Source organism: Kiritimatiellales bacterium (assembly GCA_041656295.1).
In the GTDB taxonomy this organism is placed as follows: domain Bacteria; phylum Verrucomicrobiota; class Kiritimatiellia; order Kiritimatiellales; family Tichowtungiaceae; genus Tichowtungia.
In genome coordinates this window covers 42,111-56,518 of record JBBADV010000016.1, presented here as the reverse complement: position 1 = coordinate 56,518, position 14,408 = coordinate 42,111, and the positions used below count along the sequence as shown (strand labels likewise).

9 protein-coding genes are annotated in these 14,408 nt (G+C 50.4%); all 9 read left to right on the top strand.

The genetic code is table 11. The features are described from left to right. The coding region (locus tag WC959_10025) for a hypothetical protein (protein ID MFA5689466.1) at nt 1–506 on the top strand (506 nt) is incomplete at its 5' end. A 31-nt stretch (nt 507–537) separates the two neighbouring features. After that, nucleotides 538–1,320 carry a hypothetical protein gene (locus tag WC959_10020; GenBank protein ID MFA5689465.1) on the top strand — a complete coding sequence of 261 codons (783 nt, stop codon included), beginning with the start codon at nt 538–540 and terminating at the stop codon, nt 1,318–1,320. Between the two features lie 121 nt (nt 1,321–1,441). Next, nucleotides 1,442–2,278 (top strand): hypothetical protein, encoded by an 837-nt coding sequence (locus tag WC959_10015; protein ID MFA5689464.1) that lies wholly within the window; start codon nt 1,442–1,444, stop codon nt 2,276–2,278. A 53-nt stretch (nt 2,279–2,331) separates the two neighbouring features. Next, a complete protein-coding gene (locus WC959_10010; protein MFA5689463.1) occupies nt 2,332–4,074 on the top strand; it encodes a right-handed parallel beta-helix repeat-containing protein in 1,743 nt (580 codons plus the stop codon). Between the two features lie 28 nt (nt 4,075–4,102). Next, a complete protein-coding gene (locus tag WC959_10005) occupies nt 4,103–6,097 on the top strand; it encodes a hypothetical protein (GenBank protein MFA5689462.1) in 1,995 nt (664 codons plus the stop codon). A 12-nt stretch (nt 6,098–6,109) separates the two neighbouring features. Further along, nucleotides 6,110–8,623: a glycoside hydrolase family 3 C-terminal domain-containing protein gene (locus tag WC959_10000; protein MFA5689461.1), complete on the top strand. Its 2,514-nt coding sequence runs from the start codon at nt 6,110–6,112 to the stop codon at nt 8,621–8,623. Further along, complete coding sequence (locus WC959_09995) at nt 8,613–11,702, top strand: glycoside hydrolase family 38 C-terminal domain-containing protein (protein ID MFA5689460.1); 3,090 nt, start codon at nt 8,613–8,615, stop codon at nt 11,700–11,702. The genes WC959_10000 and WC959_09995 overlap by 11 nt, the downstream gene beginning before the upstream one ends. Nucleotide 11,703: 1 nt before the next feature. Then, nucleotides 11,704–12,357 (top strand): beta-phosphoglucomutase, encoded by a 654-nt coding sequence (pgmB, locus tag WC959_09990; GenBank protein MFA5689459.1) that lies wholly within the window; start codon nt 11,704–11,706, stop codon nt 12,355–12,357. Further along, on the top strand, nt 12,341–14,404 hold the full coding sequence (locus tag WC959_09985) for a glycosyl hydrolase family 65 protein (GenBank protein MFA5689458.1): 2,064 nt from the start codon (nt 12,341–12,343) through the stop codon (nt 14,402–14,404). Before pgmB ends, WC959_09985 begins: the two co-directional genes overlap by 17 nt. Nucleotides 14,405–14,408: the final 4 nt, after the last annotated feature.

Below are 14,408 nucleotides of genomic sequence, written 5' to 3'. Positions count from 1 at the left end.
TTCTGCCGACGCTCGCCGAACTGCTCAACGTTCCGCAGGAAGATCTGTGGGACGGCGCAAGTTATGCGCCGGTGTTAAAAGAGGGGAAAAGCTGTGGACGCGACTATCTGGTGCTGAGCCAGTGTGCACATGTTTGTCAGCGTTCTGTGCGCTGGGATAATTATATCTGGATTCGCACCTGGCATGACGGGTTCCATCTCTTTGATGAGGAGATGCTTTTCGATCTGAAAAACGATCCGCTCGAACGCCGCAATATTGTTGCCGAAAAACCGGAACTCGCCGCCGCCGCCAGGCAGAAATATGACGCATGGCACAAACACATGATGGACACCATGCCCGCCGGTTACGGCGATCCGATGGACACCGTGCTCGCCGAAGGCGGACCGTTTCATGCGCGCGGCATGATCAAAAAAACAAACTACGACAAACGCCTCGCAGTCACCGGCCGCGGCTGGGCGGTTCCTGAATTAAAACAGCGATATCCGCAGGAATTTTTAGATGTGTAATCAGGATTCGTAATTAAAAAGGAGATTGGAAGTGCAGACGAAGAGATTAAAATTATGCGTGCCAGTGTTGTGTATCATAACCGCTGCCTGCGAATTGACTGCCGGTGACATCGTTGTTGCCGACGGAATGGATTATTCAAACAGCCGGCAGCTGAATTCCGTCTGGAAAACCATGTACGGACTTTCTTCCGTAAAAAATGCGATCACGTTTGAGGCTCAATCGCTGGCAGGAACACGGCCTGCTCCGGCATCCGGAACGGTGCTTGTGCTGGGGAATGCAATCAGTCACCGCGAGCTTGGGGCAACCCTGAAAGAGGACTGGGTGCTGTCCGCAAAAATACTGCATAAAAGTTACGGGCGCGGGCAGGGGATTTATCTGCTGAATGAAGCCGGAACGCAGGGATATGGCATTCTCTGGAATTCTGCCAATGTAAGTCAATTTGCCGGAAATGGTTTTTTAAGCATTCGGCGGTTTGATAATGCGAACTATAAAGACTGGCCGTCTTTCGGCGTCGGAACGCAGCTTGGTCGGGAAGCCAACTCGCAGCATCCGGTTACCGGCTATTGTGTAACGAAACTGTCCAGCGCAGATCAAAATACCGCAACGTATGAGACCGCAGCATGGAACGATTTTTTAACGGTTGAGCTGCATTGGTCTGCGACAGAAGGAACGCTGCGGCTGTATGCCAACGGAAAATTTATCACACAGGCGGCGGACAACAGTTTTTCAGAGTTCAGCCGGATTTATTTAAGAGGCAATTCGGATGGGTACTTTGATGACATTCAGGTAAGCACCGGTTCGGAAAAAAAATAAGAGAAAGCAGAGGAGGGACGGGTATGAAAGAATGAAGAAAGATAATGGCCATCGTCGCAATAACGGGTGGTTATTGCGATAAATTCGGAGAAGTAGACAGAAAATAAAAAATGGAGAAAAAATGAGAAAAAATAAATGTATCATAATAGTAACAGCAGTACTGATGAGCCTGTCCGTTACGGCAAACGTCATCTATTCAAACGGAATGAATTACGCTAATAATGCTGCCCTCCGCACGGACTGGACTACGGTTTACGGAGAAATTACAGTCCAGCAGAATGCATCCTTCGGAGCCGCAGGACTGGCAGGGCAAACTCCATCGCCGGCATCCGGGTCATTTATGTCAGCAGGCAATGCAATTGCGTATGACAGCCTGGGGACTACGGTAACGGGCGACTGGAGTTTGAGTGTAAAAATGCTGCACAATAACTATGGACGCGGGCATGGGATTTTTCTGCTCAATGAAGCGGGGACTCAAGGTTACGGTATAATGTGGACCGGCGGGAATGTAAGCCAGTACGGCGGCAAAGGAACTTATACGATCCGCGCATTTAATAATCCAACACATAATAATCATTCCACATTTGGAGCCGGAAATGTGATCGGCAGTTCTGTCAACGGCTCGCACTGGCTTACAGGATATGAAGTGACCGCAACATCCGGCACAGATCAAGACAATGCTACGTTCGATACATCGACCTGGAATGATTTTGTTGAACTTACGCTGACGTGGGAAGCGGAGACCGGCATTCTGACGCTGTTTGAAGGCGCAAATCAGATTATTCAGGTTACAGATACGTCGTATTCGAGTTTCAGCCGCGTATATATTCGCGGCAACAACAACGGATTTTTTGATGATATCGTTGTGACAGCCGCAGTTCCGGAAGCGGGAACCATCGGTCTGTTTTTAATCAGCGGAGCCGGGCTGTTCATCTCCCGCCATTTTTTGACACGATAAAGCAGTGCGCGCCGGAAAAAAACTGAATCTCATATGATCAACCAGAGGTCCGTATGTTTAAGACAAAACCATGTTTAGTTATTGTTATGTGCGCCGGAATAAGTTCGTTTGCAACGGGATCGGCATTTCAGATTACAGGAAAAAATCCGGCGAACGCCGGGGCTGATATGCCGTTTATAACGCTGGAGGCTGAGAGCGCCGCAACAGTAAAAGGCAGTGTGGTTAGATTGTCTGAATCCTGCCCCTGGCCTTCCGTGCCGGAGCAGGAGGCATCCGGACACGCATATGCGGAGCTGAAAAAGACCGGCGATTATATCGAGTTCGTGTTTGAGCGCGCCGCAAATGCAATGGTGATTCGCCATTGCATTCCGGACGCGCCGAACGGCGGCGGAATCTCGGCGACATTGGGATTATATGTAAACGGCGAGCGCCGGCAGAATCTCACCTTAAGTTCAAAACATAACTGGCTGTACGGTGACGGGGTCTTATTCGAAAACGGACAGAGTGAAACGCCCGGAAGTTATCCTCATGTGTTCTGGGATGAAACCCGCTTTTTCATTGAGGGAGGCATTTCTGCCGGCGATGCTGTCCGGTTACAGAAAGATTCCGGCGATACGGCAAAATTTTACCGGATTGATTTAATTGAGCCGGAACTGGTTGATCCGCCGCTTTCCTGCCCGGAAAACGCACTGTCGGTTGTAGACTATGGCGCCGCCGGAAAATCTGCGGACGTTGATACGGCGGCAATTAAGCGTTGCATCGAAGATGCAAAAGCCCAGGGGAAAACCGTGTGGTTTCCTGCCGGAAACTATCTGCAGAACGAATTCTTTGTTCTGGACGGCGTTAAAGTGCAGGGCGCCGGCATGTGGCATACGGTTTTATATGAGACGGTCGGCAACTATGCAACAAACTGGGCGGGGAATGCCGGTTTCCGGCTGGAAGGAACCGGCGCGGGTGTTTTTGATCTGAGCCTTGACAGTTCGGTCTCAACGCATCGACCGAAATCACACAAAGCATTTTTCGGTGTGGCAACCAACTGGATTGTTGAAAATGTCTGGATTTCACATATCGGCGTCGGTTTCTGGATGGCGGGAAAGGATGGCGTGATCCGGAATTGCCGGGTGCGCTGTACATACGCCGACGGGATTAATATTAATAACGGTCAGAAATACGAAACAGATAATGTGCTCGTTGAAAATAATCATGTGCGCGGCACCGGTGATGACGGTTTAGCGATTCTTTGCAGTTCAAGATCCCCTGGAATTACAACCCGCGTTACACTGCGCTCAAATACAGTTTCTGCGGTCTGGTGGGGTGCAAACTGCGATTTGGCAGGAGGAGAAAATCACCGGATTGAAAATAATCTGCTGACTGACGGCGGCGGTTTTGTGGTGAATATGCCGTCCTCTTTTCCGATGAGTAAGCTCAAAGATACTTATTTCAAGGATAATGTGCTGATCCGGTGCGGAAAACGCAAAGGGCTGGCGCCTGAAGCAGAACGCGGCGCAATATGGATATTTCCTCAGACGGATGAAGTGGAGGGGTTTATTGTAGAGAACAATAAAATTTACCAATCCGCGTTTCATGGAATTCACTGCACAGGAAAGCAACGGCAAAATATTGTATTTAAAGGCAATGAAATTAAACAATCAGGGCGCAGCGCAGTGCGCGTTGATGTGTCAGCCACCGGTACAGGAGTGTTCGAAGCAAATATCTCAACTCAATCCGGCAGTCAGCCGTTTGTGAATAAGTCAACGACGTATCATGTGACCGAAAAAAATAATTCCTGGCAGTAATCCGGGATTTAATTGAAAGAACCGTTGTATGAATTTACATGCGTGGGACTGGGGGGTTCTGCTGTTCGGATTGGGTGCACTGACGGCAGTGACATTTTATTTGAGACGCTTAACCCGCAGTGTTGCCGATTATATTGCCGCCAATCGCTGTGCCGGACGTTATCTGCTGACGATGGCGGAAGGTGCTGAAGCAATCGGGGCGATCACAATAGTCGCCATGTTCGAAAAATTTTATAAGTCGGGTTTCGGCGGACTGTGGTGGCAGTCGATGATGCTTCTGGCAACATTTATTTTTTCAGCCACCGGCTGGGTTGCCTACCGTTACCGGCAGACTAGAGCCCTGACACTGCCGCAGTTTCTGGAAATGCGCTACAGCCATCGTTTCCGTATTTTTATCGGAATCCTCTCCTGTGTTTCCGGTATTATTAATTATGGAATTTATCCCGCCATCAGCGCCCGGTTCGTCGTTTATTTTTTCGGGCTTCCAATTCACATGGTTCATCTGTTCGGTATGGATCTGAATCTTACGCTCGGTATGGTTATGCTGGTGATGATTTCCGGTGCGGCGTTTTTTGCATTAATGGGCGGGCAGGTGGCTGTGCTTATTACAGATTTTATTCAAAGTGCGCTGTTGAAATTCGGCGGGTTGCTGGTTTTTGTTGTACTTCTGCTTTTCTTTAAATGGGATACATTCACATCCACCATGCTTTCTGCCCGCCCCGGAGAATCGTTTATCAATCCATTCGACCAGCAGGGGATTTCCGGTTTTAATTTTACGTTTTTTGCCATGATGGTTTTTATCGAAGCATATACGCGGAAATGCTGGATGACCGGGCAGGCGCTGTCCGCCTCGGCAAAAAATTCCCATGAATTGAAAATGGCCGGAATTCTTGGAAATTTAAGCCGCGCTACGCATGAGTTGATTTATTTTATCATTCCGCTGGCGGTTTATATTATCATGAATAATGAACAGTTTGCGGAAATGGCCGGATCAATCCGTCAGGGATTAAGCTCGCTGGGGACGGAACAACTGCAGAATCAAATGCTCGTTCCGCTGGGATTATCCAAACTGCTGCCGGTCGGAATTTTTGGACTGTTTTGTACGGTGATTGTTACGGCGGCGCTTTCTACGGATAATACCTGTCTGCTGATTTACGGGAGTATTCTTGTGCAGGACGTCATCGTTCCGCTGCGGAAAAAACCGCTGGATACGGCGCGGCATTTGCGCTGGATACGATACGCGGTTTTCGGCGTTTCGGTCTTTGTCTTTTTTTGGAGCTGGCTGTTTCCGCTGGGCGATTATATCCTGATGTATTTCCAGTTAACCGGCGCAATTTATATGGGCGGAATCGGCTGTGCGGTGATTGGCGGACTCTACTGGAAACGCGGCACCACCGCCGGGGCGTGGGCCGGAATGATTACCGGCTCAACGCTGGCAGTTGCCGGAATTATTCTAAGAAATATTATCTGGCCGTATCAGTTGGACGCAATTAAAGCCGGATTTCCGGCGGTTCAATGGATACAGCAGCTGCCGGAAGATTTCTTCTTCAACGGCGTTCAGATGATGGTGATTTCCGCGCTCTGCGCAATCACAGTTTATGTCACTGTATCTTTAGTCACCCGTGTAAAGCCGGGCTTTGAAATGGATAAAATGCTGCATCGCGGAAAATATGCGGTTGCAGAAGAAGTAATCGAACGGCATCAGGTCGGCGGATTTTTCCGACGACTCGGAATCACGGATGAGTTTACCCGTACGGATAAGATGATACTGTTTCTAAACTTTGGAATCATGCTGACATCCGTTCTCCCGTTTATCACCGGCTGCATTTTGCGCATTTTTATGGATATTCCTGATAAAGCCTGGCTTGCATACTGGGTCTGGGTTTTAATTTTCTATACCACCATCGCCGTTCTGACAACCATCTGGTTCACCTGGAAAGGAACACAGAATGTGCGTGAGCTGATTTGCGGCTTGCGCGGTCAGAATGAAACTCCGGCAGATGACGGACGGGTGGCTGAATAGCCGGAGCATGGCATGATGGAGATCGCTGAAAAAATTGAAACGCTTCTCCGGCAGATGACGCTGGATGAAAAAATCGGTATGTGTCATGCCAACACAAAATTTTCATCCGCCGGAATTTCGCGGCTTGGAATCCCGGATATCGTCATGTCCGACGGGCCGCACGGCGTCCGGCAGGAAATTGCCAAAGACAGCTGGCGCTCCGCCGGAAGAGATGACGATGATGCAACATATCTTCCCGCCGGCACCGCACTGGCATCAACCTGGAATCCGGACTGTGCAAAAGATTTTGGATATGTGCTCGGCAGGGAAGCGCGGGAGCGGGGAAAAGACATCATCCTTGCGCCGGGAATTAATATTATCCGGACTCCGCTGTGCGGACGCAATTTTGAATATATGAGCGAAGATCCGCATTTGATCCGCTCGCTGGCGCCCGGATTGATTCACGCAATTCAGGAGCAGGATGTTGCCGCGTGCGTGAAACATTTCGCGGCCAATAATCAGGAGTTGAACCGCTTTGAAACCAATGCTGAAGTTGACGAACGGACGCTGCGCGAAATCTATTTCCCTGGCTTTGAAGCCGCCGTTTTTTCCGGCGTATTAACCGTGATGGGCGCGTACAACCGGTTTCGCGGGCAGCACTGCTGCCATAACCATTATCTGCTGCAGCAGGTATTAAAAGACGAATGGAAATTTCCGGGGCTGGTCGTCTCAGACTGGGCGGGAACGCATAATACCGATGAAGCCGTTTTCAACGGACTGGATATCGAAATGGGTACGCCGGTCGAATATGACGAATATTACCTCGCCCGTCCGTTCCGCGAAGGAGTTCTTTCCGGCAATTATCCGGAATCACTGCTGGATGAAAAAATCCGCCGGATTTTATATGTCGTGCTCCGTTCCGGAATGATGAAAGAAAACAGAAAACCCGGCGCGCGCAATACTGCAGAGCATCAGGCAATCGCGAAAAACATTGCGCGTGAATCCATTGTACTGCTGAAAAATGACGCCGGCGGTCTGCCGGTGAATCCTGATAAAGTAAAATCCGTTTTGGTGGTCGGTGACAATGCCGACCGTAAAATGTCCGCCGGCGGCGGCAGCTCAGAGGTCAAAGCATTATATGAAATCACGCCGCTGGAAGGTATCCGGACGCTGATGGGTTCGCGCGCAAAAGTCGAATACATCAAAGGATATCCGGTGCGCGATATTCCGGTTCTGCCGGTGGATTCCGAATATCTTGCAATTGCAGATCAGCACGCCGGGATACGCGGCTGGCACGCCGGGTTTTTTCAGACAGAAAAGCCGTCCGGCACGCCGGTATTTGAACGCGTGACCGATCAGATTAATTTCTCCTGGGAACAGGATCCACCGGCTGATGGAATCGATGTTTTTTCAGGATATGCGGTGCGCTGGCGCGGAACATTAACTGCCCCGGAAACCGGCGAATATAAATTCGGTGTGTACAACACAAACGAAGCCGCAGTGAGTTTAAACGGCGCCGTTCTTTTAAAAACGGAAGCAAACACCGTCGCCCGCTATTCTGAAAAGACGGCTGTTTTAAAATCCGGCGAAGCATACGAAATCCTCATCGAATATTATTATAAACGCGGCAGTTCACGTATTGAATTCGGGTGGCTTCCGCCGGAAGAAACCGTGCCGGATATTCATGCCGCCTACGCATCTGTAATTGATGCCGCGCAGCGAGCAGACACCGTAATTTTTATCGGCGGGCTGAATCATCAATACGACACGGAAGCCAGAGACCGCCCGGATATGCGCCTGCCGGAAGGGCAGGATGGACTGCTGGAGGCGGTGCTGAAAATAAAGCCGGACACCATCGTTATCATCATGTCCGGCGCTCCCGTTGAAATGCCGTGGATTAATCACGCCGCCACTGTTTTGTGGACGTCATACGCCGGAATGGAAGGGGGCACCGCATTGGCGGAAGTTCTGTTCGGCGCGGTGAATCCTTCCGGCAAACTGCCGATAACCTTTCCGGAAAAACTGGCCGATTCACCGGCGCATGCCATCGGCGAATATCAGGCGGGTATCTGCCGCTACAAAGAAGAAATATTTGTCGGCTACAGGTACTTTGATTCATTCGATGTGAAACCGCTGTTTGAATTCGGCAGAGGACTTTCATATACAGAATTCACCTATTCCGATCTGCACATACAGCCATCCGCCGCGCCGGATTCGATTGCTGAAATATCCTGCAGAATAAAAAATTCCGGTTCAATGGATGGCGCGGAAACAGTTCAATTTTATCTGCAGGATGTGGAGTGCAGTGTAAAGCGCCCGCAAAAAGAATTGAGAGGGTTTGTGAAAGCGCATCTCGCTGCCGGCGAAGAAAAAACCGTTTCAATTACGCTCTCACTGCGTGATATGTCATTTTATAACGTCAGTCAAAAATGCTGGTGCGTCGAGCCGGGAACGTTTGTTCTTTATGCCGGTTCATCTTCGCGCGATCTCAGACTGCATCAATCGTTTGAATATACAGGCACAGGAATCATTACAGATGAAAAGTGAATGGGAGTCGCACCGGATTGAACGGGCGGAAGAATGGTTAGCGCGGCTGGCACGCGCTAAGTTTGCGGAGCAGATTAAAATTGATTTGGAGTTTGCGCCGGCAGAGCCGTTTCTGCCGTTTGAAAAAATTCCGGCACTGCCGTTTCGTCCGGTGCCGGAAAATCAGGTCTGGGGAACAAACGGCGAACTCGGCTGGTTTAAAATTGCGGCGAAAATTCCGGCGGACTGGAATTCCGGAAATCCGGTCGCACTGCTGGTGAATGTGAACGGCGAACTGCTGCTGTTTAATCCGGACGGCGTTCCGGTGTACTCCTTAACCGCCGGATCAATTTTCATGCCGCGTTTCCGGCACGAGCTGTTTACGCTGGAAGCAAAACCCGGCGATAACATTCTATGTTTCGGTGAAGCCACGGCGGCGACGCTGTTTGGTGTAGAGCGTCCGGTGGTCGACAGCGGCGGGGCGATTCAGCCCGGCACCGGTCCGTTTCCGGAAGAAGAAAAAATTGCCGATGCCTGTTCATCTGTAAAATTTGCGCGACTGGTTTCGCTCCGTCCGGAACTTTATGACTTAGAGCGCCGTGTTGCGCTGTTAATTGATCAGGCGCGGTCATTGCCGGAAAATCATGAGCGCCGGAAAAAACTCAGCCATACACTCTGCGACGCAGTTGGACTTTACGATTCCGGCAAACTTGCCGAATGCACAGATTTAATTCAGGCCTGTTTCGCTGCGCCGGAAAATCATGAGCTGGAATTTACGGCAATCGGACACGCGCACATCGACACCGCGTGGCTGTGGCACATGGAAGAATCCATTCGCAAATGCGGACGCACCTTTGCGCGCCAGCTCGCCAACATTAAAAAATATCCGGAATACATCTTCGGCGCGAGCGCTCCGTTTCATTATGACTGGACGGAAAAATATTATCCGGCGCTCTTTGAACAGATTAAAGAACAGGTTGCCGCCGGACGCTGGGAATGCCTCGGCGTAATGTGGGTGGAAGCGGATTGCAATATTTCCGGCGGCGAAGCGCTCGCGCGCCAACTGCTCTACGGCAAACGGTACTTCATGCAGAAATTCGGCGTCGATGTGAATCACCTCTGGCTGCCGGACGTATTCGGCTATTCCGCGTGTCTGCCGCAGCTGCTGCAATCGGCACGCGTGTCGTATTTCATGACGATTAAAATTTCATGGAACCGCTACAATCAATTTCCGTTCACGAGCTTTCGCTGGAAAGGCATCGACGGTTCGGAAGTGCTCACGCATCTGCCGCCCACCGGAAACTATAATGAACAACTGATTCCGTCGCGGCTTTCATTCGGACGCGACAACTGTCAGGAAAAGGAAACCGCGCCGCTGGCGCTGGCGGCGTTCGGCATTGGCGACGGCGGCGGCGGACCGACCGAAGAGTTTATTGAAGACGGACTGTTGATGAAAAATCTCGCAGCCGCGCCGCGCGTGCGCTTCGGAACCGCCGCCGGATTTTTTGAAAAGCTGGACCGGTATTCAAACCGGCTGCCGGAATGGAACGGCGAGCTTTATCTTGAACTGCATCGCGGAACACTGACGTCGCAGGCAAAAATTAAAGCAGGCAACCGGCAGACTGAACACCGTTTGCGTGACACCGAAATTCTGTTTGCTCTCTTCGCACCGGAAATTTATCCGCAGGAAAAACTCGAAGCGCTGTGGAAAAAATTTCTGTCGAATCAGTTTCATGATGTACTGCCCGGCAGCAGCATCGCCGGCGTTGCTGAAGACACGCTCAATGACTATGCCGAAATCAACCGCGAACTGGATGAACTGTGGCAGAGCGCCGCGCCGGAAAATTCCGGCGCCGGATTTACCGTTGTGAATTCACTCAATTTCCGGCGCAGCGATATTGTTCGTCTGCCGTCCGCATCGCCGGTTGAAACCGCCGGAAAAATTCTGCCGGCGCAAACCGTCGGAAATGAACTTTGGATTCAACTCGAACAGCCCGGACTTGCGAGCACCGTTTTAACTCCGGCGGAAACTCCGGCGCCGGAAATTCAAACGCGCGAACTCACTGCCGCTGATTTTCCGCTGACGCTCGAAAACGAGCACGCCCTTTATCAGCTCAACGAAAACGGTGCAGTGCTTTTTGCGCAGGATAGGCGCACCGGAAAAATATTCATCGAAAACGAAGCCGCCAATGAACTCGCGCTGTACGCCGATTATCCGGTGAAGTGGGATGCGTGGGATATCGACCCGTTTTATCCGGATGCGTTAATCGACACCGCGCACGCCGCCGGAACCGCCGCGCTGGAAACCGGCGCCGTTGCACAGATTTTAAATCTCAAACTGGCGGTCGGAAACTCGATCATTCAGCAGCGCATCATACTCCCGGAAACCGGCGCAGCACTTGAAGTTGAAAATCAGGTGCAATGGAACGAAACACACCGGCTGCTCCGCGTGAATGTTCCGGTGGCGGTGAAAAATAAAACCGCCGGATTTAACATTCAGTTCGGCGTACTGCATCGCAGCACCGAAAACAATACCTCCGAAGAGCAGGCACAGTTTGAAGTTGCGGCGCACGAATACACCGATCTTTCAGAAGCAGATTCCGGCGTCGCATTGCTCAACGCCGGAAAATACGGACACAAAATAAAAGGCAGCGTCATCTCCATGTCGCTGCTGCGCGCGCCGGCTTTTCCGGATCCCGATGCCGACCGCGGCGAACACTGTTTCCGTTACGCCATCGTGCCGCACGCCGGAAATCTGGCAGAAAGTGATGTCGCGGAGCAGGGCGCAATCTTCAATCAGCCGCGCTGGATACTCGCCGGAAAACACGATTTTAAATTTCCGTTCGCCATTGATGGTAATAGTATTCGCCTCGAGACCATCAAAAAAGCCGAAGATTCTGACGACCTGATTTTGCGGCTCTACGAATGCAAAGGAAATTCCGGTACGGCGGAGATGAAATTCCGGTGTGCGGTTAATGCGGCGGAAGTCAATCTGCTTGAAGAACCGATAAAATGTCTTGGAAATTTTCCGGAGGACAGCGTGCTGAATCTGCCATTCCGTCCTTTTGAAATTAAAACTATACAACTGACACAGGTGTAGCGTGAGTCTTAAGGCCGTTTTGTTTGATTTGGATGGCGTAATTGTTAACACGGCAAAATATCATTATATCGCGTGGAAAGAGCTGGCAGATAAACTTGGAATCTATTTTGACGAAGACATCAATGAACGGCTGAAAGGCGTCAGCCGGATGGCGTCGCTGGAAATTATTCTGGAGCGCGCGGAGAAAAAATATTCCGGTATCAAAAAAGAAGCGTTTGCGGATGAAAAAAACAGCCGTTATGTCGCGATGGTAAAACAGCTGACTCCGTCGGAAATTCTGCCGGGTGTACTGGATTTTTTAAATGAGCTGAACGCCGCCGGGATTCGATGTGCAGTTTGTTCCGCCAGTAAAAGCGCCGGAATGATAATCGATCTGCTTGAGTTGAATGATTATTTCGATGCGGTGTTCGGCGGAGCGGACGTGACAAAGCCGAAGCCCGACCCTGAAATTTTTATATTGGCACAGACCCGCTTCGGACTGGCGCCAGAAGAGTGTTTAGTAATTGAAGATGCGTTTGCCGGAATTGAAGCGGCGCAAACAGCGGGAATGCGCACAATGGGGATCGGCGATGAAAAAATTCTGACAAATGCGGACGTGGTTTACCGTGACATGACATGTTTTTCCCTGGCGGATGTGTATGAATTTTTTAACTGAGGATATAATGTGGGTTTATAAAACAGAAGGATATTCTCTGGAAGAGATTAGGCTGAACGGCAGCCGTTTCATGCTCGGCAACGGCTATATGGGTTATCGCGGCACACTGGAAGAACACACGAAAGAAGAACTGACCGCGTGCATTCTAAACGGCGTATATGATCAGGTTCCCGGGAAATGGCGTGAACCGGTGAATGCGCCGAACGGGTTGTTTACAACGGTGGGAAACGCCGGAAATATTCTTGCGCACGAACAGTCGCTTAATATTCGCCATGGCATCCTGTCGCGCAAGACCGAATATGAAAACGGTAACGTGGAAGCAGAGCGGTTTGTCTCAATGGATGATATCCATCTGATTTGCTTGAGATATAGATCCACGATGCCGGTCAAAACATCGATCAACTCAGATGTATGGGATATCAACGGTCCGCATTTTCAGTGCGTTGAGCAATCTGAAAATCATGTTCTGGTGAAAACCGGCGAGCAGGGGGTTCTGATTGCAGTCTGCACTGAAACAGAGTGGATCGGAAAGAACGCGTTTAATAAATATATTTCGATTTATACTTCACTGGATTGCGACAACCCGCTGGAAACAGCACGCGCGAACAGCCGTCGAGCAAAAGAGGCGGGCTATGAGCGGCTGAAAGCTGCACATGCCGCGCAATGGGAAACACTGTGGAAGCGCTGTGATGTTAAAATTTCCGGTGATGACGAAGCGCAATTCGCACTGCGGTACAGTTTGTATCAACTGTTACTTGTCGCGCCGCGCCATTCAGACCGTCTTTCAATTCCGGCGCGCGGTCTCTCTGGACAAGTATACAAAGGCGCGGTTTTTTGGGACACGGAAATGTTCATGACACCGGTATTTTCGCTGATCGATCCGGCAGTGGCACGTAATCTGATTTTATACCGTTGTCATACACTTGACGGCGCGCGCCGTAAAGCAGCAGAGCTTGGATTTCGTGGCGCATTTTTCGCATGGGAAAGTCAGGAAACCGGCGACGATGCATGCTCATATTTTAACGTCACCGACGTTTTTACTGGCCGTCCGATGCGTACCTATTTTCGTGACAAACAGATTCACGTCAGCGCCGATATGGTTTACGCGGTGGATCAGTATTTTAAACAAACCGGCGATTTTTCAATTTTCACCGCCGGTGCGGCGGAGTTGATGATTGAATGTGCGCGTTTCTTCTTTTCATATGCATATTATAAAAAAGATAAATCGCGTTATGAGCTGCTTGATGTCGTCGGTCCGGATGAATATCACGAGCGTGTGAACAATAACGCGTTCACCAACCGGATGGCGAAACACACGATGGAATCGACTCTTGCCATGCTGGAGATGCTAGAAGAACGCGCACCGGAATTTTTCGCGGCGCTGGATGAGAAAATAGAATTTTCAGCAGAGCTTGATAACTGGCGTGACTTTGCTGAAAAACTTTATATTCCGGCGCCGGATGCCGCCGGAATTATTCCTCAGTTTGATAACTATAAAAAATTAGAAGACATAACGCTCAGCGAGGTGAAAGCGCGCATGCTTGACCCGACAGAATATCTCGGTGGCGGTAACGGCCCTGCCGTTGCCACACAGATTTTGAAACAGGCTGACGTAATTCAGATGCTCTATCTATTCCGTAACGAATATTCACCAGGAATCAAACAGGCGAACTGGGAATATTATGAGCCGCGCACAGAGCACGGATCAAGTCTGAGTGCGTGCATGTACGCAATGGTCGCGGCAGAAATCGGCAGACCGGACTGGGCGTATAACTATTTCATGAAAACGGCGACGGTGGATTTGACGGGACAGTCGAAACGGTACATCGGTCCGCAGTATATTGGCGGAACACATCCGGCGGCAAACGGCGGCGCATGGATGAGTGCAGTGTTCGGCTTTGCAGGACTGAATGCGGACGAAAGCGGAATTACACTGAAACCGTCGCTGCCGTCGCACTGGAAGAGTATTGAATTTTCTGTTGAGTGGCACGGTCAACGCCACCGCATTTTTGTTTCGCACAATGAAACTTCGATAACGCCAAAATAAAGGA

Excerpts from the sequence above, each read along its gene's own strand:
- WC959_10015 (MFA5689464.1), top strand. The coding sequence starts at position 1,442 with ATGAGAAAAAATAAATGTATCATAATAGTAACAGCAGTACTGATGAGC.
- WC959_10010 (MFA5689463.1), top strand. The coding sequence starts at position 2,332 with ATGTTTAAGACAAAACCATGTTTAGTTATTGTTATGTGCGCCGGAATA.
- WC959_10005 (MFA5689462.1), top strand. The coding sequence starts at position 4,103 with ATGAATTTACATGCGTGGGACTGGGGGGTTCTGCTGTTCGGATTGGGT.
- WC959_10000 (MFA5689461.1), top strand. The coding sequence starts at position 6,110 with ATGATGGAGATCGCTGAAAAAATTGAAACGCTTCTCCGGCAGATGACG.
- WC959_09995 (MFA5689460.1), top strand. The coding sequence starts at position 8,613 with ATGAAAAGTGAATGGGAGTCGCACCGGATTGAACGGGCGGAAGAATGG.
- WC959_09985 (MFA5689458.1), top strand. The coding sequence starts at position 12,341 with ATGAATTTTTTAACTGAGGATATAATGTGGGTTTATAAAACAGAAGGA.